The organism is Pseudenterobacter timonensis (assembly GCF_900021175.1).
Classification (GTDB): domain Bacteria; phylum Pseudomonadota; class Gammaproteobacteria; order Enterobacterales; family Enterobacteriaceae; genus Enterobacter; species Enterobacter timonensis.
The window spans coordinates 276,213-298,861 of record NZ_FCOP01000012.1 but is presented as its reverse complement, the minus strand read 5'-3'; the positions used below and the strand labels follow the sequence as shown (position 1 = coordinate 298,861).

18 protein-coding genes and 1 pseudogene are annotated in these 22,649 nt (G+C 59.2%); 10 read left to right on the top strand and 9 right to left on the bottom strand.

Annotation, left to right across the window (positions count from 1 at the left end):
* Positions 1 to 10: 10 nt before the first annotated feature.
* Positions 11 to 3,058, bottom strand: a complete 3,048-nt coding sequence (gene fdnG / locus BN3796_RS14795) for a formate dehydrogenase-N subunit alpha (RefSeq protein ID WP_148381808.1) — start codon at positions 3,056 to 3,058, stop codon at positions 11 to 13.
* A gap of 222 nt (positions 3,059 to 3,280) precedes the next feature.
* Here fdnG and yddG point away from each other — a divergent pair, with 222 nt between their 5' ends.
* Positions 3,281 to 4,159: an aromatic amino acid DMT transporter YddG gene (yddG, locus tag BN3796_RS14785; RefSeq protein WP_061709115.1), complete on the top strand. Its 879-nt coding sequence runs from the start codon at positions 3,281 to 3,283 to the stop codon at positions 4,157 to 4,159.
* A gap of 3 nt (positions 4,160 to 4,162) precedes the next feature.
* Here the strand turns inward: yddG and BN3796_RS14780 are convergent, their stop codons facing one another.
* Entirely contained in the window at positions 4,163 to 5,653 is a 1,491-nt protein-coding gene (locus BN3796_RS14780; protein ID WP_061709114.1) for a SmvA family efflux MFS transporter, read from the bottom strand.
* 106 nt (positions 5,654 to 5,759) lie between these two features.
* Here BN3796_RS14780 and BN3796_RS14775 point away from each other — a divergent pair, with 106 nt between their 5' ends.
* The 8 genes from BN3796_RS14775 (at position 5,760) to mazF (ending at position 15,327) form a co-directional block, all read left to right on the top strand.
* Positions 5,760 to 6,344, top strand: a complete 585-nt coding sequence (locus BN3796_RS14775; protein WP_061709113.1) for a TetR family transcriptional regulator — start codon at positions 5,760 to 5,762, stop codon at positions 6,342 to 6,344.
* Between the two features lie 197 nt (positions 6,345 to 6,541).
* Entirely contained in the window at positions 6,542 to 7,927 is a 1,386-nt protein-coding gene (locus BN3796_RS14770) for a NarK family nitrate/nitrite MFS transporter (protein ID WP_061709112.1), read from the top strand.
* A gap of 53 nt (positions 7,928 to 7,980) precedes the next feature.
* A complete protein-coding gene (locus tag BN3796_RS14765; RefSeq protein ID WP_061709111.1) occupies positions 7,981 to 11,721 on the top strand; it encodes a nitrate reductase subunit alpha in 3,741 nt (1,246 codons plus the stop codon).
* Positions 11,718 to 13,262, top strand: a complete 1,545-nt coding sequence (gene narH / locus BN3796_RS14760) for a nitrate reductase subunit beta (RefSeq protein ID WP_061709110.1) — start codon at positions 11,718 to 11,720, stop codon at positions 13,260 to 13,262. The genes BN3796_RS14765 and narH overlap by 4 nt, the downstream gene beginning before the upstream one ends.
* Complete coding sequence (gene narW / locus BN3796_RS14755) at positions 13,262 to 13,957, top strand: nitrate reductase molybdenum cofactor assembly chaperone (RefSeq protein WP_061709109.1); 696 nt, start codon at positions 13,262 to 13,264, stop codon at positions 13,955 to 13,957. The genes narH and narW overlap by 1 nt, the downstream gene beginning before the upstream one ends.
* Positions 13,954 to 14,634 carry a respiratory nitrate reductase subunit gamma gene (narI, locus tag BN3796_RS14750; RefSeq protein ID WP_061709108.1) on the top strand — a complete coding sequence of 227 codons (681 nt, stop codon included), beginning with the start codon at positions 13,954 to 13,956 and terminating at the stop codon, positions 14,632 to 14,634. Before narW ends, narI begins: the two co-directional genes overlap by 4 nt.
* Positions 14,635 to 14,686: 52 nt before the next feature.
* On the top strand, positions 14,687 to 15,001 hold the full coding sequence (locus tag BN3796_RS14745) for an AbrB/MazE/SpoVT family DNA-binding domain-containing protein (RefSeq protein ID WP_321572443.1): 315 nt from the start codon (positions 14,687 to 14,689) through the stop codon (positions 14,999 to 15,001).
* Entirely contained in the window at positions 15,001 to 15,327 is a 327-nt protein-coding gene (gene mazF, locus BN3796_RS14740) for an endoribonuclease MazF (protein ID WP_061709106.1), read from the top strand. Before BN3796_RS14745 ends, mazF begins: the two co-directional genes overlap by 1 nt.
* Before the next feature lie 27 nt (positions 15,328 to 15,354).
* On the opposite strand, the gene nhoA is transcribed toward mazF, so the two are convergent.
* Positions 15,355 to 16,200, bottom strand: a complete 846-nt coding sequence (nhoA, locus tag BN3796_RS14735) for an N-hydroxyarylamine O-acetyltransferase (RefSeq protein ID WP_061709105.1) — start codon at positions 16,198 to 16,200, stop codon at positions 15,355 to 15,357.
* 163 nt (positions 16,201 to 16,363) lie between these two features.
* Between nhoA and BN3796_RS14730 the strand changes: the two genes are divergently transcribed.
* Positions 16,364 to 16,936, top strand: a complete 573-nt coding sequence (locus tag BN3796_RS14730; RefSeq protein WP_061709104.1) for a flavin reductase family protein — start codon at positions 16,364 to 16,366, stop codon at positions 16,934 to 16,936.
* 41 nt (positions 16,937 to 16,977) lie between these two features.
* Here BN3796_RS14730 and pptA read toward each other — a convergent pair whose 3' ends face one another.
* The 6 genes and pseudogenes from pptA to BN3796_RS21025 form a co-directional block, all read right to left on the bottom strand.
* Positions 16,978 to 17,208, bottom strand: coding sequence for a tautomerase PptA (pptA, locus tag BN3796_RS14725; protein WP_061709103.1), 231 nt, complete (start codon positions 17,206 to 17,208; stop codon positions 16,978 to 16,980).
* Between the two features lie 82 nt (positions 17,209 to 17,290).
* Positions 17,291 to 18,172 carry a transporter substrate-binding domain-containing protein gene (locus tag BN3796_RS14720; RefSeq protein ID WP_407681207.1) on the bottom strand — a complete coding sequence of 294 codons (882 nt, stop codon included), beginning with the start codon at positions 18,170 to 18,172 and terminating at the stop codon, positions 17,291 to 17,293.
* A gap of 15 nt (positions 18,173 to 18,187) precedes the next feature.
* Positions 18,188 to 18,958, bottom strand: a complete 771-nt coding sequence (locus tag BN3796_RS14715; protein ID WP_061709101.1) for an amino acid ABC transporter ATP-binding protein — start codon at positions 18,956 to 18,958, stop codon at positions 18,188 to 18,190.
* Complete coding sequence (locus tag BN3796_RS14710) at positions 18,945 to 19,859, bottom strand: amino acid ABC transporter permease (protein WP_061709100.1); 915 nt, start codon at positions 19,857 to 19,859, stop codon at positions 18,945 to 18,947. The genes BN3796_RS14715 and BN3796_RS14710 overlap by 14 nt, the downstream gene beginning before the upstream one ends.
* 9 nt (positions 19,860 to 19,868) lie before the next feature.
* Positions 19,869 to 20,375: a GNAT family N-acetyltransferase gene (locus BN3796_RS14705; protein WP_061709099.1), complete on the bottom strand. Its 507-nt coding sequence runs from the start codon at positions 20,373 to 20,375 to the stop codon at positions 19,869 to 19,871.
* 9 nt (positions 20,376 to 20,384) lie between these two features.
* Positions 20,385 to 22,647 (bottom strand): annotated as a pseudogene (locus BN3796_RS21025) (NtaA/DmoA family FMN-dependent monooxygenase).
* Positions 22,648 to 22,649 lie beyond the last annotated feature (2 nt).

Here is a 22,649-nt window from a genome sequence, read left to right as displayed (position 1 = left end):
TAATCGCCCCTTACGCTTTCTCGATGTTAACTAAAAACGCTTTATATTCCGGCGTCTGCGAGTTGGAGTCGCCGACGTTAGGGGTCAGGGTGTTGGCGATATAGCCCTTCTGCGCCACCCCTTCAAAGCCCCAGTGCAGCGGGATACCGACGGTTTCCACCTGCTGGCCGTGGACGTTCAGCGTCTGCAGACGGCGGGTCACCACCGCCACCGCGCGAATAAAGCCGCGCTTGCTGCTCACCTTCACGCGATCGCCGTTAGCAATCCCTTTCGCCTTCGCCAGCGTTTCGCTTATCTCCACAAACTGTTCCGGCTGGGCGATGGCGTTAAGCCGCGCGTGCTTGGTCCAGGTGTGGAAATGTTCGGTCAGGCGGTAGGTGGTCCCCACGTAAGGGAACTTGTCCTTCTTGCCTAAGCGCAGCACATCGTCCTCGTAGATACGCACCACCGGACTGGAGACCACGTTCGGGTGCAGCGGGTTGGTGCCCAGCGGCGTTTCCATCGGCTCGTAGTGTTCCGGGAAAGGCCCTTCCGCCAGCTTGTCGAGGGCGAAGAGGCGTCCCATCCCTTCCGGCTGCATGATAAACGGCCCGGTTTCGCTGCCCGGCGGGGCGGTATTGAAGTCAGGGATATCGTTACCTGTCCACTTCGCGCCGTTCCACTGGATTAACATCCGCTTCGGATCCCACGGCTTACCGTTGATATCCGCCGAAGCGCGGTTATAGAGCACGCGGCGGTTCAGCGGCCACGCCCACGCCCAGCCGAGCGTATTGCCAAGGCCCGACGGATCGGCGTTGTCGCGGTTCGCCATCTGGTTGCCCTGCTCGGTCCAGCTCCCAGCGTAGATCCAGCAGGCGGAGGAGGTGGTGCCGTCATCGCGCAGCAGCGCAAAGCTGTTCAGCAGCTGGCCCTTCTTCGCCACCAGGTTGCCGTCGGCGTCATAGAGATCCGCCAGCGCGTAGCCGTTGTTCTCTTTCGCCACCTCTTCCGATTCCGGACGATCGGGCTGTTTGTAGCTCCAGCGCATTTTCAGCAGCGGCTCGGCCCCCTTGCCGCCTTCGCTGCGGTACATCTCCCGCAGGCGGTGGTAGATACCGGCCAGGATCTCGCCGTCGTTGAGCGCTTCGCCCGGCGCGTCCTGCCCTTTCCAGTGCCACTGCAGCCAGCGGCCGGAGTTGGAAATAGAGCCATCCTCTTCGGCAAAGCAGGTGGAGGGCAGACGGAACACTTCAGTCTGAATGGATGCCGGATCGACATCGTTCGATTCGCCGTGGTTCTGCCAGAAGGTGGAGGTCTCAGTCACCAGAGGATCGATAACCACCATGTACTTCAGCTTGCTCAGGCTGCGCACTACCTTGTTCTTATCCGGGAAGGAGGCGACCGGGTTAAAGCCCTGGCAGATATAGCCCGTAACCTCGCCCTTATCCATCATGTTGAAATACTTGATGACGTCGTAGGCCTGGTCCCATTTCGGCAGCCAGTCGAAACCCCAGTTGTTCTCTTTTTGCGCCGCGTCGCCATAGAACGCTTTCATCAGGCTGACGGCAAATTTCGGATAGTTACTCCAGTAGTTCACCTGCCCGTCCCGCAGCGCCTTCGGCGTATTAGCGGCAAGCCAGCTTTGCAGATCGCTCTGCTGCTCTGAGGGCAGCGTCAGATAGCCCGGCAGGCTGGTGGAGAGCAGCCCAAGATCGGTCAGCCCCTGGATATTGGAGTGACCGCGCAGGGCGTTGACGCCGCCGCCCGCCATGCCCATGTTGCCCAGCAGCAGCTGGATCATCGCCATGGTGCGGATGTTCTGGGCACCGACGGTGTGCTGGGTCCAGCCGAGCGCATAGAGGAAGGTGGTGGTCCGATCGGCGGCGCTGGTAGAGGCCAGCACGTCGCAGACCCGCAGGAAGTCCGCCTTCGGCGTACCGCAGATATTTTCCACCACGTCCGGCGTATAGCGGGAGACGTGCTGTTTCAGCAGGTTCCAGACGCAGCGCGGATGGCTCAGGGTTTCGTCACGACGGGCGTAGCCATTCTCATCCAGCTGGTAGTGCCAGGAGGATTTATCGTACTGGCGTTTTTCAGCGTCATAGCCGCTGAACAGCCCGTCTTCAAAGGCGAAATCGTCCCGCACCAGCAGGCTGGCGTTGGTGTAGTGTTTTACATATTCCGCGTTGATTTTGTTGTTTTCGATCAGGTAAAGCAGCACGCCGGAGAGGAACGTAATATCCGTCCCGGAGCGAATCGGCGCATAGATATCCGCCACCGATGCCGTACGCGTAAAGCGCGGATCGACCACGATCAGCGTGGCGTCGTTATTGTTCTTCGCCTCCATCGCCCAGCGGAATCCGACCGGGTGGGCTTCTGCGGCGTTGCCGCCCATCACCATCACGACGTTGGCGTTTTTAATATCCACCCAGTGGTTGGTCATCGCACCGCGACCAAATGTTGGAGCAAGACTTGCTACCGTTGGTCCGTGTCAGACGCGCGCCTGGTTGTCTACCGCCAGCATGCCGAGGGAGCGCGCAAATTTTTGCGTCAGCATGCCGGTCTCATTGCTTGCCGCCGAGGCGCAGAGCATACCGGTGGAGATCCAGCGGTTGACCGTCACACCCTGCTCGTTCTTCTCAATAAAGTTGGCATCGCGGTCGGTTTTCATCAGCTGGGCGATACGGGTGAACGCCTCGTTCCAGCTGATGCGCTGCCATTTGTCCGAACCCGGTGCCCGGTATTCCGGGTAGCGCAGGCGGTTGTCGCTGTGTACGTAGTCCAGCAGGCCTGCCCCTTTCGGGCAGAGAGCGCCGCGGCTCACCGGATGATCCGGGTCCCCTTCAATATGGTAAATCGCTTCTTTCGCGTTTTTAGCACCATCCCCCAGGCTATACATCAATAGCCCGCAACCCACGGAGCAGTATGTGCAGGTGTTACGGATCTCTTTCGCGCGCAGCAGTTTGAAGTTACGCGCCTGAGCCAGCGCCATTTTCGGGGCGAACCCTAAAACAGCCGCTGTTGTTCCTGCCATACCGCCCGCGCAGATTTTAAAAAATTGTCTGCGACTGACGTCCATCGTTGTCCTCATTATTCAATGGCGATTTCGGCGCGCAAACTAACAGTTCATCCCCAGGGACTTTTTGAGTCAAATCAATAACGCCCGTGGTGACCTCCTTAATTGTTATCACTGGCGATCAAATTAATCCTTTCGGATTAGGAAAGCTGACCGTAACTGCCCCGGCCCCGCTATTTAATGCTATAACTCTCCCCCCGGCATTTTTAAGTCAGTGAAAAGATAATGGATAAAAAAAGAGCAACCCTGACAGGCCTTGTCGCCATTCTCTTATGGAGCACGATGGTGGGCTTAATTCGCGGCGTCAGCGAGGGATTAGGCCCGGTTGGCGGAGCGGCGATGATCTACACCCTGAGCGGGCTGCTCTGCCTGGTTACCGTCGGCTTCCCTGCGATACGGCGCTTTTCGCCGCGCTATCTGATAGCCGGCAGTATCCTTTTCGTCAGCTATGAGATCTGTCTCGCCCTTTCGCTTGGCTATGCCCATACCCGCCACCAGGCGATCGAGGTGGGGATGGTCAACTATCTCTGGCCAAGCCTGACTATCCTGTTTGCTATTTTTTTCACCCGCCAGAAAGCGAACCTTTGGGTGGTGCCGGGGCTGCTGCTGGCGCTGACGGGCGTGGGATGGGTGCTCGGCGGCGAGCGCGGCCTGCACGTGGCGGAGATCGCAGCTAATGTGGTTTCAAACCCGCTCAGCTACGGGCTGGCCTTTGCCGGTGCCTTTATCTGGGCCGGTTACTGTACGGTCACCCGCCTTTACGCCAACGGCCAGAATGGAATTACGCTCTTTGTCCTGCTGACGGCGCTGAGCCTGTGGGTGAAATATCTCACCGGCGATCGGGCAGAGATGCATTTCAGCGTGCCGGTGGTAACGCAGCTGCTGCTCTGCAGCGCGGCGCTGGGGCTGGGCTATGCCGCCTGGAACGTCGGCATCCTGCACGGCAACGTCACCCTGCTGGCGACCGTCTCCTACTTCACGCCGGTTCTCTCCTCGGCGCTGGCGGCGTTTTTGCTGGCCGCCCCGCTCTCCTTCGCCTTCTGGCAGGGGGCGCTGATGGTCTGCGCCGGATCGCTGCTCTGCTGGTATGCGACCCGGCCATAACAGCTATCGCTGCCGGTCGACCTGCGCCAGGCTAACCCCGATGCCTGCGGCGAGGAGCAGTAACATCACCCCCGCGCTGCTCAGCGCGACGCTGTGGGAGGTAAGAAAGGCCTCCCTCGCGGCTTCCACCACCTGGCCTGCCAGCCGGGGAGGCAGCGACTCCGCGACCTTCATCGCCTCGCCTGGCGAAGAGGCTGCCAGCTGGCCGAGCGGCGCGCTCAGCTCTTTCGGCAATACGATGGCGCTGGAGAAACTGCGGGTCAGCAGCAGGCCGAAAATGGCAATTCCCAGACCCGCCCCCAGTTCGTAGGAGAGGGTTTCAATCGCCCCCGCGGCGGCAGCTTTCTTCTTCGGCGCGGCGGCCATGATCGCGGCGGTAGAGGCCAGCAGCGCGCTGGCGGCGCTAAAGCCGAGCAGCGCCATAAGCCCCCAGGCCTGCCACTGCTGGGTGCTGAAATCGAGGGTGGAGAGACCCAGAAAGCTGATACCGCTTAACGCCATCCCGCCCGCCGCCACTGCGCGCAACCCCAGACGACTCACCAGCAGCCCGGCAACCGGCCCGCTACAGCCGCTGGCGACCATCACCGGCAGCATAAAAACGCCCGCCTCGAACGGGCTAAAACCATGCACAAACTGCAGCTCCTGGGCCATCAGCAGCTCGAAGCCCACCAGCGCGATCATGGCGGTCATCGCCATGATCACCCCGCTTAAAATCACCCGGTGACTGAAAAGGCGCAGATCGATCATCGGCCTGCTGGCCTGAAGCTGAATACGAATAAAGAGCAGTAACAGCAGCGCACCGGTGAGAAAAGCGCCCCCCACCATCCAGGAAGAAAGGCTCTCCTTGAGGGCGGTTTTAGCGCCATAAACCAGCAGCAGAATGGCGGCAATCAGCATCAGCGCATGACGCAGGGTCAGCGGCTGGTCTGTCCGTCCCTGCTGGGGCGGGATCGCTTTTGCGGCCAGAGCGACCACCACGATGACAATCGGCACGTTGATCAAAAAAATCGAGCCCCAGTAGTAGTGCTCCAGCAGCATGCCGCCGATAAGCGGGCCGCAGGCGGCGCCGCCTGACCCCACCGCCGCCCAGACGCCGAGGGCGATATGCCGCTGGCGGGCTTCGGTAAACAAGGTACGGATACCCGCGAGCGTCGCCGGAATTATCATCGCCGCGCCGATGGCGAGCGACGCCCGGGCGGCGATAAGCCACCCTGCGGTGGGGGCAAACGCCGCCGCCAGGGAGGAGAGACCAAACAGCATACTCCCCGTCAGCAGCAGTCGCTTAAAGCCGATGCGATCGCCAAGCGCTCCCATCGGCAGCACCATCCCGGCCATCACCAGGGAGTAGATATCCATAATCCAGAGCAGCGCATTGCCGCTGGCGCCAAGCGTCGTACTCAGCGTCGGCGCAGCCACGTGCAGCACCGTGGCGTCAATCGCGACCGGTATATAGACCAGCACGATAATCACTAAGGCTAACCACTGACGAAACATAACTTCCCTCAATTTGAACGCACGTCCAGTTTGCGATCCTACTTAAAGTTGAACGAATGTCCAACTTTTTGTTAAGCTGTATCTCCTTTCTTAGGAGTGAAAAAAGATGAGTTATCTAAGCCGGGATGAACGGCGGGAAGCGATCCTGCAGGCCGCCATGCGCGTCGCCCTGGACGAAGGCTTTACCGCCATGACGGTAAGACGCATCGCTACCGAGGCGAGCGTGGCAACCGGGCAGGTTCACCACCATTTCAGCAGCGCCGGTGAACTGAAGGCGCAGGCGTTTATCCGCCTTATCCGCACGCTGCTTGATGCGGAACCGGTGCCGGCAGGCGCAAGCTGGCGGGAGCGGCTGCGGGCCATGCTGGGCAGCGATGAGGGGAGCTTTGAACCCTATCTCCGTCTGTGGCGCGAAGCACAAATACTGGCCTGGCGCGACGACGACATAAAAGCGGCGTTTTTACTGACCATGGAGATGTGGCATCTGAAAACGGTCGCAATGATTAATGACGGTGCGGCGGCGCAGGAATTTATTTTGCGCGACAGCGCAGAGAATATCGCCTGGCGGTTAATTGCCCTTGTCTGCGGACTGGATGGCATGTATTTGTTAACGATGCCGGGAATGGATAATGATGTTTTTTATCGCCATCTGGATCATCAGATTACCCTTGAACTTAGTGATTACTCCTGAATGAGTACGCTTTTTCTTTCCGTTACAATTAGTAACACTTAAAGCGAACCCCCGTTACCCTCCTCTCCGCAGGGGTTCATTTTTTTATCTATCCTTCAGATATATCCCAATAAACTCATATAAATTCCAGCACAGGCAAGTTGTTAACAGCCTGTATTTTCTACGCATTTCTCTTTACTGGTGCATACGAGGGCGATATGTCACAACAAAATGAGAAGGGTAATCATTATCTTTTAAATAACTGGAAACCGGAGAATCCGGCCTTTTGGGAAAATAAAGGAAAACACATTGCGCGGAGGAATTTGTGGATCTCAGTCGCCTGTCTGTTACTGGCTTTCTGCGTCTGGATGTTATTTAGCGCTGTTGCGGTAAATCTTAATAAGGTGGGTTTTCATTTTACCACTGACCAGCTTTTTTTATTAACTGCCCTGCCATCGCTCTCCGGTGCGATTTTACGCGTGCCCTACTCGTTTATGGTGCCAATATTTGGCGGCCGCCTCTGGACGGTATTAAGCACGGTGATCCTTATCGTTCCCTGCGTCTGGCTCGGTATCGCGGTACAAAACCCCGCCACCTCTTTTACCACCTTTATCATCATCGCCCTGCTGTGCGGTTTTGCCGGAGCTAACTTCGCCTCCAGCATGGGCAATATCAGCTTCTTCTTTCCTAAATCCCGGCAGGGCAGCGCCCTGGGGATAAACGGCGGATTAGGCAACCTGGGCGTCAGCGTAATGCAGATGGCCGCCCCGGTGGTTATCTTTCTGCCGATGTTTACCTTCCTCGGCGTCCATGGCGTGCCGCAGGAGGATGGCTCTGCCCTTTATCTGGCGAACGCCGCCTGGATCTGGGCGCCGCTGCTGCTGCTGGCGACGCTGGCCGCCTTTTTCGGCATGAACGATATCGCCAGCTCTAAAGCGTCGATTGCTGAACAGCTGCCGGTGCTGAAGCGCTTTCACCTCTGGCTGTTAAGTCTGCTTTACCTCGCCACTTTCGGCTCGTTTATCGGCTTCTCGGCGGGCTTTGCGATGCTCTCCAAAACCCAGTTCCCTGACGTCAATATTCTCCATCTCGCCTTTTTCGGCCCGCTGATCGGCGCCCTGGCGCGTTCGGCAGGCGGCGCCATCTCCGACAGGCTGGGCGGCATACGGGTAACGTTGCTGAACTTTGTCTTTATGGCGCTCTTTACCGCGCTGCTCTTTCTTACCCTCCCCGGCTCGGGTGCGGGCAGCTTTATCGCCTTCTATATCGTCTTTATGGGGCTTTTTCTCACCGCCGGGCTGGGCAGCGGCTCCACGTTCCAGATGATTGCCGTCATCTTCCGCCAGATCACCCTCGAGCGGGTGAAGCTGCGCGGCGGCAGCGATGAAGAGGCGCAGCGGGAAGCGGTGACCGACACCGCGGCGGCGCTCGGCTTTATCTCCGCTATCGGCGCGGTGGGCGGTTTTTTTATCCCGAAAGCTTTCGGTACCTCCCTGGCGATGACCGGCTCCCCCGTCGGGGCGATGAAGGTGTTTCTGGTCTTCTATATCGCCTGCGTCTTTATCACCTGGCTGGTTTATGGCCGAAAATCACAACAAAAATAATAACTTATACGCCGTCACGCGAACGGAAAAATTACTGAAGCAGGAGAAACGTCATGAGTAAACTGTTGGATCGCTTTCGGTATTTTAAATATAAAGGCGACAGCTTCGCCAACGGCCACGGTCAGGTCATGCACACCAACCGCGACTGGGAGGACAGCTACCGGCAGCGCTGGCAGTTCGACAAAATTGTCCGCTCCACCCACGGCGTAAACTGCACCGGCTCGTGCAGCTGGAAGATTTACGTCAAAAATGGGCTGGTGACCTGGGAGACGCAGCAGACCGACTATCCCCGCACCCGCCCTGACCTGCCAAACCACGAGCCGCGCGGCTGCCCGCGCGGGGCGAGCTACTCCTGGTATCTCTACAGCGCTAACCGCCTGAAATATCCGCTGGTGCGCAAGGCGCTGATCGAACTCTGGCGCGAAGCGCTCGCCACCCACAGCGATCCGGTTCTGGCCTGGGACGCCATCATGAGCGATCCGCAGAAAAGCAAACGCTATAAGCAGGTGCGCGGGAAAGGCGGCTTTATCCGCTCGAACTGGCAGGAGCTGAATCAGCTGATTGCGGCCGCCAACGTCTGGACCATCAAAAAGTATGGCCCGGACCGCGTGGCGGGCTTTTCCCCTATTCCGGCGATGTCGATGGTCTCCTATGCCGCCGGGACGCGCTACCTCTCCCTGATAGGTGGCACCTGCCTGAGCTTTTACGACTGGTATTGCGACCTGCCGCCCGCCTCGCCAATGACCTGGGGGGAGCAGACCGACGTGCCGGAGTCCGCCGACTGGTATAACTCCGCCTATATTATCGCCTGGGGCTCTAACGTACCGCAAACCCGCACCCCGGATGCCCACTTCTTTACCGAGGTGCGCTATAAGGGAACCAAAACTATCGCCATCACCCCCGACTTCTCGGAGGTCGCCAAGCTGAGCGACCAGTGGCTGGCGCCCAAACAGGGCACCGACAGCGCGCTGGCCATGGCGATGGGCCACGTCATCTTGAAAGAGTTTCACCTCGATAACCCCAGCGATTACTTCCTCAACTACTGTCGCCGCTATACCGATATGCCGATGCTGGTATTGCTCGAACCGCGTGAGGATGGCAGCTTCGCCCCCGGCAGAATGGTGCGCGCCTCCGATCTGGCGGACGGGCTGGGAGAGGCCAATAACCCGGAGTGGAAAACCGTCGCCTTTAACCTCGCCGGAGATCTGGTGGTGCCGAACGGCTCTATCGGCTTTCGCTGGGGTGAAAAAGGTAAATGGAACCTTGAACCGCTGGCGGCAGGCCAGGAGACCGAATTGACTCTCTCCCTGCTGGGGATGCATGACGATCTTGCCAGCGTGGCTTTCCCCTACTTTGGCGGCAACGAAAATCCCCATTTCCGCAGCGTGAAGCAGGAGCCGCTGCTGATCCATACCCTTCCCGCCAGAACCCTGACGCTGGCCGACGGCACGCAGCGACAGGTGGTGAGCGTCTACGATCTGGTACTGGCGAATTACGGGCTGGATCGCGGGCTGGACGATGTTAACGTCGCGAAAGATTATGGGGATATCAAGGCTTATACCCCGGCCTGGGGGGAGCAGATCACCGGCGTGCCGCGCCAGCATATCGAGCAGATCGCCCGGGAGTTTGCCGACACGGCGCATAAAACCCACGGCCGCTCGATGATTATCCTCGGCGCGGGGGTCAACCACTGGTATCACATGGATATGAACTACCGGGGGATGATTAACATGCTGGTCTTCTGCGGCTGCGTTGGCCAGAGCGGCGGCGGCTGGTCGCACTATGTGGGTCAGGAGAAGCTGCGCCCGCAGACCGGCTGGCTGCCGCTGGCCTTCGCGCTGGACTGGAACCGCCCGCCGCGCCAGATGAACAGCACCTCTTTCTTCTATAACCACGCCAGCCAGTGGCGCTACGAAAAGCTCACCGCGCAGGAGCTGCTCTCGCCGCTCGCCGACCCGGCCCGGTTCAGCGGCCACCTGATCGACTTTAACGTTCGCGCCGAGCGGATGGGCTGGCTCCCCTCCGCCCCGCAGCTTAATCTCAACCCGCTGCACATTAAGGCGCAGGCCGACGCCGCCGGCGCGTCACCGCAGGAGTACACTGCGCAGGCGCTGAAGGCGGGCGATATCCGCTTTGCCTGCGAACAGCCGGACAGCGGTAACAACCATCCGCGTAACCTCTTTGTCTGGCGCTCCAATCTGCTTGGCTCCTCGGGCAAGGGCCACGAGTATATGCTGAAATATCTGCTCGGCACCGAGAGCGGCATTCAGGGGGAGGATCTCGGCTCCACCGATGACGTGAAGCCGGAAGAGGTGGAGTGGCAAACCGCCGCCATCGAGGGCAAGCTCGACCTGCTGGTGACGCTCGATTTCCGCATGTCCAGCACCTGCCTCTTCTCAGACATCGTACTGCCGACGGCCACCTGGTACGAGAAAGACGATATGAATACGTCGGATATGCATCCGTTTATTCATCCGCTTTCCGCCGCGGTCGATCCGGCGTGGGAGTCGCGCAGCGACTGGGAGATCTATAAAGGGATCGCCAAAGCCTTCTCTCAGGTCTGCGTGGGGCACCTCGGTAACGAAACCGACGTGGTACTGACGCCGCTCCAGCATGACTCCCCTTCTGAGCTGGCCCAGCCGTTTGAGATCCAGGACTGGCGCAAAGGAGAATGCGATCTTATTCCCGGCAAAACCGCCCCCGGCATCGCCGTGGTGGAGCGCCGCTACCCGGAGACTTACGAACGCTTTACCTCCCTCGGCCCGCTGCTCGATAAGCTCGGTAACGGCGGCAAGGGAATTAACTGGAAAACGGAAAGCGAGGTCGAATTTCTCGGCAAGCTCAACTACGTCAAGCTCGACGGCCCGGCGAAAGGTCGACCGCGTATCGAGACCGCCATTGATGCCTCGGAGGTGATCCTGGCGCTGGCCCCGGAAACCAACGGCCAGGTGGCGGTAAAAGCCTGGGAAGCGCTGGGCGAGATAACCGGGCGCGATCACACCCATCTGGCGATCAATAAAGAGGATGAGAAGATCCGCTTTCGCGATATCCAGGCGCAGCCGCGCAAGATTATCTCCAGCCCCACCTGGTCCGGCATCGAGAGCGAGCATGTCTCCTATAACGCCGGGTATACCAACGTCCACGAGCTGATCCCGTGGCGCACCCTCTCGGGTCGCCAGCAGCTTTATCAGGATCATCTCTGGATGCGCGCCTTTGGCGAAAGTCTGGTGGTCTACCGCCCGCCGGTGGATACCCGCAGCGTCAGCCATATGCGCGAGATTCCCCCCAACGGCTTCCCGGAAAAAGCGCTCAACTTCCTGACGCCGCACCAGAAATGGGGCATCCACTCCACCTACAGCGAAAACCTGCTGATGCAAACCCTCTCGCGCGGCGGGCCAATCGTCTGGATGAGCGAAACCGACGCCCGGGAGCTCGGTATTGAGGATAACGACTGGATCGAGGCGTTCAATGCCAACGGCGCCCTCACCGCCCGCGCGGTAGTCAGCCAGCGCGTGCCGCCGGGCATGACCATGATGTACCACGCTCAGGAGCGCATTCTGAATATTCCCGGCTCAGAAGTGACCGGGCGGCGCGGCGGTATCCATAACTCCGTTACCCGCGTCTGCCCGAAACCAACCCACATGATTGGCGGCTACGCCCAGCTCGCTTACGGCTTCAACTACTACGGCACCGTCGGCTCTAACCGCGACGAGTTCATTATGATCCGCAAAATGAAAAACATTAACTGGCTGGATGGCGAAGGTACCGACCAGGTACAGGAGGCGAAAAAATGAAAATACGCTCACAGGTCGGGATGGTTTTAAACCTCGATAAATGTATTGGCTGTCATACCTGCTCGGTCACCTGCAAGAACGTCTGGACCGGACGCGAAGGGATGGAGTACGCCTGGTTTAACAACGTGGAGACCAAGCCGGGTATCGGCTACCCGAAAAACTGGGAGGATCAGGATGAGTGGCAAGGGGGCTGGATCCGCGGTATCTCCGGCAAGCTAACGCCCCGCCTCGGCGGCAAGCTCGGCGTGCTGTCGAAAATTTTCGCCAACCCCGTAGTGCCGCAGATTGACGACTATTACGAGCCGTTTACCTTCGACTACCAGGATCTGCACCGCGCCAAAGAGGGGGAACATCTCCCCACCGCCCGTCCGCGCTCCCTGATTGACGGCAAGCGGATGGATAAGATCAAGTGGGGGCCGAACTGGGAGGAGCTACTCGGCGGCGAGTTTGAGAAGCGCGCCCGCGATCGCAACTTTGACCGGATGCAGAAAGAGATGTACGGCCAGTTCGAGAACACCTTTATGATGTATCTCCCGCGCCTGTGCGAACACTGCCTCAACCCGAGCTGCGTCGCCACCTGCCCGAGCGGCGCTATCTACAAGCGCGAAGAGGATGGCATCGTCCTCATCGACCAGGACAAATGCCGCGGCTGGCGCTTATGCATCAGCGGTTGTCCGTACAAAAAAATCTACTTCAACTGGAAGAGCGGTAAGTCGGAAAAATGCATTTTCTGCTATCCGCGCATCGAATCTGGCCAGCCCACCGTCTGCTCAGAAACATGCGTCGGCCGTATCCGCTATCTCGGGGTGCTGCTCTACGACGCGGACCGCATTGAAGAGGCGGCCAGCACCGAGCATGAAACCGATCTCTACGAGCGTCAGTGTGACGTTTTCCTCAACCCGCACGATCCGGCGGTCATCGAAGAGGCGCTGAAACAGGGTATTCCGCAGAACGTTATCGACGCCGCCCAGCGCTCCCCGGTCTATAAAATGGCGATGGACTGGAAGCTGGCGCTGCCGCTGCACCCGGAATACCGCACCCTGCCGATGGTCTGGTATGTACCGCCCCTGTCGCCGATCCAGTCCTATGCCGACGCGGGCGGTCTGCCGAAAAGCGACGGCGTACTGCCTGCGGTGGAGAGCCTGCGCATTCCGGTGCAATACCTGGCGAATATGCTGAGCGCGGGCGATACCGGCCCGGTGCTGCGCGCCCTCAAACGTATGATGGCGATGCGCCACTACAAACGCTCTCAGACCGTTGAAGGGGTGACCGACACCCGCGCGATTGAAGAGGTAGGGCTCACCGTAGAGCAGGTGGAGGAGATGTATCGCTATCTCGCTATCGCCAACTACGAGGATCGCTTCGTCATCCCGACCAGCCACCGTGAAATGGCCCGCGACGCCTTCCCGGAGCGCAACGGCTGCGGCTTTACCTTTGGTGACGGCTGCCACGGCTCCGACACCAAATTCAACCTCTTCAACAGCAGCCGCATCGACGCCATTAACATCACCGAGGTGCGCGATCACGGGGAGGGAGAGTAATGCAGATCCTGAAAATCATCGCGCTGCTGATCGAATACCCTGACGAGACGCTGTGGGAGAGCAGCGAGGAGGCGCTCTCCCTGGTTGAGCGGGACGCGCCGATGCTGCTCCCCTTCGCCCGCCAGCATCTCGGCGCCCCGCTGCTGGAGAGGCAGGCGGAGTGGTGCGAGGTGTTCGAGCGCGGGCGCGCCACCTCCCTGCTGCTCTTTGAACATGTCCACGCCGAGTCGCGCGATCGCGGTCAGGCGATGGTCGATTTGATGAGCCAGTATGAAAAGGCGGGGTTGCAGCTCGACTGCCGAGAGCTGCCGGACTATCTGCCGCTCTATCTGGAGTATCTGAGCATCCTCTCTGCTGAGGAGGCGCGAGAGGGATTACAGAACGTCGCGCCAATCCTGGCGCTGATTGGCGGGCGGCTCAAACAGCGCGATGTCGCCCACTATCAGCTCTTTGACGCCCTGCTCACCCTGGCGGGGAGTCGCCTGACAAGTGACAGTGTCACGATGCAGGTTTCAAAGGAGAAGCGCGACGACACCCGCCAGGCGCTTGACGCGGTGTGGGAAGAGGAGCAGGTGAAGTTTATTGAAGATAACGCAACGGCGTGCGACAGCTCACCGATGCAGCAATATCAACGACGCTTTAGCCAGGACGTCGCCCCGCAGTATGTCGACGTCGGCGCGGGAGGCCCTAAATGACACATTATCTGAGCGTGATCTTTTTCGACATCTATCCCTACATCTGCGCCACGGTCTTTTTTATCGGCAGCTGGCTGCGCTACGACTATGGCCAGTACACCTGGCGTGCCTCCTCCAGTCAGATGCTGAGCAAACGCGGCATGAACTGGGCCTCCAACCTCTTCCACATCGGGATTCTGGGGATCTTCTTCGGACATCTTTTCGGGATGCTGACGCCGCACTGGGTCTACGCCTGGTTCCTGCCCATCGCCGTGAAGCAGCAGCTGGCGATGGTACTGGGAGGCGTTTGCGGCATACTGACCCTGATCGGCGGCGCCATGCTGCTCTACCGCCGCCTCTTCAACCAGCGTGTACGGGCCACCTCCACCACGCCTGACATCATTATCATGAGCATACTGCTGATCCAGTGCATTCTTGGGCTGTCGACCATTCCCTTCTCGGCCCGCTACCCGGACGGTAGCGAAATGATGAAGCTGGTCGGCTGGGCGCAGGGTATCGTCACCTTCCGCGGCGGCTCGTCAGAGATGCTGCGCGGCGTGGATCCGATTTTCCGCCTCCATCTGGTGCTGGGGATGACCATCTTCCTCATCTTCCCCTTTACCCGTCTGGTGCATGTCTGGAGCGCACCGTTCGAGTACTTCACCCGCCGCTATCAGCTGGTACGCTCGCGCCGCTGAATAAAAGCAGAACGGCAGCGTCCGGCTGCCGTTCTCTTCTCCCGTATCAACAATGTTGACACCTTCTCTCTTCTCCGCCATCATGGATAAACATTGTATCAACACCCGGAGCTGTTTTATGCCGCAGGTCACCGTTAAAAAATGGGGCAATAGCCCATCCGTCAGGCTTCCCGTTGCTGTAATGCGAGACGCCGGGCTACACGTTGACGATGTGGTCAATGTCAACGTGGACGAAGAAGGACGTATTATTTTGTCACCTGTCAGGAAAGAGGAACCGTCGCTGGAGACGCTGCTCTCAGCGATCACCGACGACAATCTGCACCACGAAATCACCTTTGGCGAGCCGCAGGGCAAGGAGCAACTTTAATGGATTACATACCGGAATCCGGAGATATTGTCTGGCTGGATTTTGATCCGCAGTCGGGGCATGAACAGGCCGGGCACCGGCCCGCACTGGTGCTCTCGCCCGCTGCCTACAACGGGCGCACCGGCCTGATGCTCTGCTGCCCGCTTACCACGCAAAGCAAAGGCTATCCTTTCGAAGTCAACATCAGTGACGCAAGGCGCAGCGTGGCCCTCGCCGACCAGATTAAAAGCCTGGACTGGCGGGCGCGCAACGCCGTGAAAAAGGGAAACGCCACAGCCGACGAGCTGAACGCCGTGAGAGCGCGCGCAAAAGTTCTGCTCGGTTAACGAAAGGGGCGCCCGCCCCTTCCCGTCCTATTTCCCCGCCTGCGGATGGGTTTCGAATCCTGCCATTACCGCCGTCAGTTCCGCCAGCGTAAAGCCGTGTTTCGCATCCTCCACGCCTGTACCAAACCGCTCCTGCATCAGTGCATACAGCGCCGCCGCGTCCGGCAAATTGCTCTGTTCGACCACCTGCGTCCCCTGCCAGTGGGTAAAATGGAAATTGGTTAAGGTCAGCTTGCCGCCGTCCGGCAAATGGCGACACATCAGCAGATGGTGGCGAAAATGAGACTGCGGCCAGTGGGCCGACCAGAAGTTGCCCATTACAAAGTCCGTAAACCAGACGGTGGCGAGGTCGAAACGGTACATGGATTGCCACTGTTCGTGATGGCGGAACTGCAGGATCCAGTCATCCCCCTCGTTCAGCAGGCAATAAAGACCGTGCGGCGTCGCCTGCTCCTCTCGGGCAACCAGCCGGATCGGCGCGGTGAGCGTCTGCCCGCCAAATCCTACGTCAGCGATCCAGTGCTCGTCATTAAGCTCCACCAGCAGCAGCCGGTGGGTGCGCGGCGGCATCTGCGGCGGATTAGCGAGGATCACCCGGCCAAGCAGGCTACGCACCTTAAATCCCACCTCGCGTAGCACGCGCTCAAACAGCCCGTTCTGCTCAAAGCAGTAGCCGCCCCGGCGGGCATCTATCAGCTTGTCGGCCACGCTCTGGTCATCAAGCTGAATCTCACGCGGCAGAACCACATCGATATTTTCAAAAGGGATAGCGCAGTTATGCTGCAGATGCAGCGCCCTGAGCGTAGCGATATCAACCGACAGGGGCAGCGGCCCGCCGGTGCGGGCAAACCAGGCGCTTAACAGAGAGGACATAGCGATTTCCTTAGAGGGTTTTCCTGTTTATACCCCATATTTCTGCCTCCACGTTTCTAAAAGTGCGCTTAAAAGCGCGAGTTAATGCGATCGGCGCGTTGCGTCTTGCTTTCACCCGCCCGTCAGACGTTTAATGCCCTGAATTACCCAAAGAGGACTCTTTATGAGCAGGTTTCGCCCCGTTGAGTTAAAGCACGCCAGCCGCCTGTTGAATCATGGCCCCACCATTCTTATCACCAGCCACGACGCGCGTATCGACCGGCGCAACGTGATGGCCGCCGCCTGGTCAATGCCCGTTGAGTTTGAACCGCCGCGCATCGCCATCGTGGTGGATAAAAGCGCCTGGTCACGGGAACTGATTGAACGCAGCGGCCAGTTTGGCATTGTTATCCCGGGCGTCGCCGCCGCGAACTGGACCTGGGCGGTCGGCAGCGTCAGCGGGCGCGAGGAGGATAAATTCAACTGCTACGGTATCCCGGTAGTAAATGGCCCGACGCTGGGACTCCCGGTGATCGAAGAAAAATGTCTGGCATGGATGGAGTGCCGTCTGCTACCCGTGACCGAAGCCGCAGAAAAATATGACACGCTGTTTGGAGAGGTGGTTTCCGCAGCAGCGGATGAACGCGCGTTCATCGCCGGGCGGTGGCAGTTTGACGACGACAGGCTAAATACCCTGCACCATCTGGGCGCGGGAACTTTTGTGACCAGCGGGAAGATAGTGAAAGCACCGGAATAAGCGACTCAGGCCGGGTAAGCTTCCGCGTTACCCGGCAAAAATTACATCGAATAGCCTGGCTTCTTAATCAGTTCATCCATCTTCGGCGAGATCTCCCGGTCCCAGACCTGCGCTTTCCACTCCGCTTCCGCAACCTCGTTCAGCGCCACGGAAATAGAGCGATCTTTACTGTTCAGATGACGGGTAATCACTTCCGCGATATCCGCCGCGAGGGCGGATTTTTGTTCATCGTTCAGATCGCGGGGAAAACATTTGATATCAATGTGCGGCATGTGCAGGACTCCTGTGATAAGTGAGCGTTTTACACTAGCAGATTATCGCCCCGGCTTTTAGCCTCTTTCACCCGCCGCTGCCTTAGTAGGTGATCCCCGCTGGATTAATCTCCGAATGGGTAACCGCCTCCCCCAGCTCGCCCCAGCGGGCCAGCACCTGCTGATACTCGCCCCGCGCGATGGCGCCGTCGAGCGCCGCCTGGAGCGCATAGACCAGCCCATTGCCCTTTTTGGTGGTCGTGGCGACCCAGGCTTTTTTCGGCCCTAAGCCTACCACCCGGGTTTTACCGGTTAGCGCCGCTTTGTAGGAGGAGACCGCCTGCGGCCCAAAGAAGACATCCGCCCTGCCGGACTGAATATAGAGATTGCCGGAGGCATCGTCGGTCAGATAGACGGGCAGCGCGGTTTCCCGCCCTGCTTTTTTGTTCTCTTCGTTCCAGCCCAGCAGGATGCGCTCCTGGTTCGTGCCGGAGCCGACGATCACTTTTTTGCCCGCCAGATCCTGCGGTCCGGCTATCGCCCTGACCGGGCTGGTGGATTTCACCGAGAACGCCAGGGAATCGACGCGGTAAGTGGCAAAATCAAACTTCTCCTTGCGCTGCTCCGTGACCGCGATATTCACCAGCGCCACGTCGTAACGCCCGGAGGTGATGCCAAGCGGCCAGTCTTCCCACGCCGTCGGCACCAGCTTCAGCTTCAGGCCCAGGCTGCCCGCCAGCAGACGGGCGATATCGGGGTCGCTGCCGATGCGGGTGCGGTTATCGCTGGCGACCAGCGCCAGCGGCGGCGAGTTCAGGGCGGAGATCGCCACCGTCAGCGTACCTGGCTCAACAAACCGATAATCCGTCGGGATCTTCGCCACCGCCTGCGGATCAACCGTCACAGGCAGGGGTTTTTCATTCGCTTTTAAATCCAGACCGGCGTGAGCTGCCGACACGACGCCCAGTAGCGCCAGAAAAGCCATTCTCATGCTTGCTCCTTACAGCACTTTTGACAGAAATTGACGCGTTCGCGCATGGGCTGGGCGATTTAACACCGCGTCACTGCTCCCCTGCTCAACGATTTTGCCATCCACCATAAACACCACCTGATCGGCCACCTCCCGGGCAAAACCGATCTCGTGAGTGACCACCACCAGCGTAGTGCCGGAGCGGGCCAGTTTTTTGATAACGTCCAGTACTTCGCCCACCAGTTCAGGGTCCAGTGCTGAGGTGGGCTCATCGAAAAGCATTACCCTTGGGCGCAGGGCCAGCGCGCGGGCGATGGCGATACGCTGCTGCTGCCCGCCGGAAAGGTGGCGGGACCAGGCATTCGCTTTATCACGCAGCCCTACCACATCAAGAAGCTCCCAGGCGCGCTCGATGGCCGCCTTACGGCTCAGCTTTCTGTGCGCCACCGGCGCTTCGATCAGATTTTCCAGCACCGTAAGGTGCGGGAAGAGGTTAAAGTTCTGAAAGACGTAGCCCACGTTAACCCGCTGGCGGAGGATCTCCCGCTCCTTCAGTTCGTAGAGTTTGTCCCCCTTTCGGCGGTAGCCGATGTAGTCGCCATCGATCTGGATAAACCCTTCATCCACTCGTTCAAGATGGTTAATGGTGCGCAACAGCGTTGACTTACCGGAGCCGGACGGCCCGAGGATCACCGTCACCGTGCCCGGCGGGATCTCCAGCGACACGTTGTCGAGCGCCTTATGGCGACCAAAAAATTTGCTGACGTTGGTGATCGAAATATGTCCTTCAGAGGCTGGCATGGGCAGGCTCCTGTGTGGTGACAGAACGGGTTCGCAGCGTCGCGCGGCGCTGGTTAACCGCCGAGCGGCGCTCGCTGCGGGCAAGCAGACGCTCAACCAGATGCTGAATCACGGAGAGCACGGTGGTGATCACCAGATACCAGACGGCACCCACCATCAGCAGAGGGATCACCTCCTGCGTGCGGTTGTAGATCATCTGGATGGTGTAGAACAGCTCCGGCATCGCCAGTACGTAGACCATCGCGGTGCCCTTGGCGAGGCTAATGATTTCATTGAAGCCCGCCGGCAGGATCGTGCGCAGTGCCTGCGGCAGAATGATGCGCACGGTACGCCGCCAGGCTGGCAGGCCGAGCGCGGCGGCCGCTTCATACTGGCCGTGATCCACCCCTAAAAAACCGCCGCGAATAATCTCCGCTGTGTAAGCGCTCTGTACCAGCGTCAACCCCACCACCGCGGTGGAGAACTGCCCCAGTACGTTGATCGTCTCAAAGCGGCCCCAAGTGATAGTGCTGAACGGCACGCCAAGGGAGAGCGTGTCGTAAAGATAAGAGAAGTTATAGAGTACGATCAGCACGACAATCAGCGGCAGGGAGCGGAAAAGCCAGATGTAGCCAAACGCCATACTGCGCAACAGCCATGAAGACGAGAGGCGAGCCAGCGCCAGCACGCCGCCGAAAAGCACGCTCAGCAGCGTGGCGATAAGCGTCAGCAGCAGGGTCTGCCCCAGCCCCTCCAGAATCACCGGATCAAAGAACCAGCGGGCAAAGACCGCCCACTCCCAGCGGGGATTGAAGGCGACCGATTGCAGCACGACCGCCAGCACAAACAACGCCACGACGCCGCCTGCCGCCCGCAGCGGATAACGGGCCGGGACTACCTTAATGGTTTCCACCGTTTTCATCGTCGCTCCTTATGCCGTTTTGCTGAACGCTTCGCGCACCAGCGTTTTAATAAAGCGCAGCCGTCCGTCAAACGGCGGCTGGCTGTACTCTTCCGGGTCACGCGCGAGATCGAACTGCGCGTCATAGCCCTGGCTCAGGTAGAGCCTGACCGCCTCCGGCTGGCGAAAACCGGTGGTCAGATAGATTTTGCTGTAGCCCGCCAGCACCGCCCGTCGCTCAAGCTCGTGGACCACCCTTCCCGCCAGCCCCTGCTGGCGCAGCGATTTATCGGTCCAGATGCGCTTAATTTCGGCGGTTTCGGCATCAAAGGGTTTATAGGCTCCGGTCGCGATAATGACGCCGTTGCGCTCCAGGACTATAAACAGCCCCTGCGGGGGTAAGTACCACTCGGTCAGCTCCACTTCGGCGTCCCGGGAGAAATAGTCCCCGTAGCGGGCAGCATATTCGCCAAACAACCCGTTTATAATGGGCTGAAGATCGTCATCTTCTGGCGAAACGTCACGAAACAGATCCATATGACCTCCTTAATCGCCAAGCCCGGCCGGGTTGATTTCTGAACCAGGAATACGCTCTACGCTCTCGCCCCAGCGGTTGAGAACCTTGTCGTATGCACCGCTTTTGATCGCACCGTTCAGCGCGGTCTGGACCGGCTCAACCAGCCCGCTTCCCTTCTTCAGCGTGACGGCAATATGCGCCGCTTTCGGCCAGCCTCCATCCACGCTTCCCACCAGGCGAGTTTTGCCGGTCAGCGCCGCTTTCCACGCGCCGATGACGTTCGGGCCAAAAAAGGCATCTGCGCGTCCTGACTGAATAGCCAGGGTCTGCGCCGCATCGTCCTTGGTGTAGATCGGGGTAAACGACTTCAGCCCTTGCTTCACGTTTTGCTCGTTCCAGGCCAGCAGGATCGCCTCCTGATTGGTGCCGGAACCGACAATAATCCGCAGCCCGGCGATATCCGCCGCGCTGGAGATATTCTTGATCGGACTGGTCGATTTCACGTAAAAGCCCAGCGAATCCTTCCGGTAGGTGGCGAAGTCAAACTTCTCTTTGCGCGCTTTGGTGACGGTAATATTGCTGATCGCCGCATCATATTTGCCGGAGGTGACGCCGAGCGGCCAGTCCTCCCACGAGGTAGGTACCACGTTCAGCTCCAGACCCAGGCTGTCGGCCACCAGGCGCGCCACGTCAACCTCGCTGCCGAGCAGGGTTTTGTTGTCATCTGAAAAGAGCGTCAGCGGCGGCGAGTTAAGCGCGGCCACCGCCACGGTAAATTTACCCGGCACCGCAAAGGCGTAATTTTTTGGCAACTGGGCAACCGCTGCCGGGTTTTTAGGGGTATTGATGGGCGCTTTGTTCGCCTCAATGCTGACGCCGGTGCCATTAATGGTGACGCTCTCCGCCCAGACAGCCGGGGTGAACGCCACAGCAAGGGCGAGAAATAACGATCGTTTTTGCATAGCGCGTTCTCTTTTAGGGTTGTGTGAACTGATTAGCAGGAGTCTCTAAACCGAGACTTTCACGCAACGTGGTGCCCGGATATTCGGTCCGGAACAGGCCACGCGCCTGAAGAATGGGCACCACGTGGTCGACAAAGCGCGGGAAGGTATCCGGCGTGCCGCCCTGGATGATAAAACCGTCGGCAGCGCGAGTCTCAAACCACGCCTGCAGACCATCCGCGACCTCGTCCGGCGTACCAGAAAAGCGCGGCCGTGGCGAAGCGGCTTCCAGCGCCGCCTGACGCAGGGTTAAGCCACGCTCGCGGGCGTTGCGCTTGATCTCATCCGTGGTACTGCGGAAGCTGTTGCGCCCGAGGTCGCCCAGCTCCGGGAAAGGTTCGTCGAGCGGATACTGACCAAAGTCATGATGCTCGAAATAGCGCCCCAGATAGTTGAGCGCGTCCTCAATGGAGACCAGCGCGGCGGTGGTCTGGTACTGACGCTCTACATCATCGGCGTCGTCACCCACGATGACGCTCACCCCCTGGAAAATATGCAGCTGGTCGGGCTGGCGGCCGTAGCGCTCCATCTCGTTTTTTACGTCGCGATAGAAGGCCCGGGCCTCATCCTGCGTCTCATGGTGGGTAAAGATGGCGTCGGCATGTTTGGCCGCCAGTTTTTTGCCATCCTCAGACGCCCCCGCCTGAAAGACAATTGGTCGTCCCTGTGGCGTGCGGCCAATGTTTAGCGGCCCGGCGACCTGGAAAAATTCACCCTGATGGTTGAGGGTATGCAGCCTGGCAGGATCGAAAAACTGCCCGGTTTCTTTGTTGCGAATAAAAGCGTCCTCTTCCCACGAATCCCACAGCCCTTTCACTACGTCGAGATATTCATCCGCAATGCGGTAGCGCAGCGAATGCTCGGGGTGCTTATCGCGGGAGAAGTTTTTTGCCGACCCTTCCAGCGGCGAGGTGACCACGTTCCAGCCTGCCCGTCCGTTACTCAGGTGATCGAGGCTGGCGAACTGGCGCGCCACGGTAAAAGGCTCGCTGTAAGAGGTCGATAACGTACCCACCAGGCCGAGGCGCGAGGTGATGCCAGAAAGCGCAGAGAGTACCGTCAACGGCTCAAACCGGTTAAGGAAATGGGGAATCGATTTCTCGTTAATATAGAGACCGTCGGCGACAAACAAAAAATCAAGCTTGCCCGCCTCTGCCTTCAGCGCCGTATCCCTGACGAAGTCAAAATTAATACTGGCATCCGCCCGCGCCGCCGGATGGCGCCACGCGGACATATTGCCGGATGCTCCGTGCAACATGGTTCCCAGCCTCAATTGTCGTAACGCAGACATAT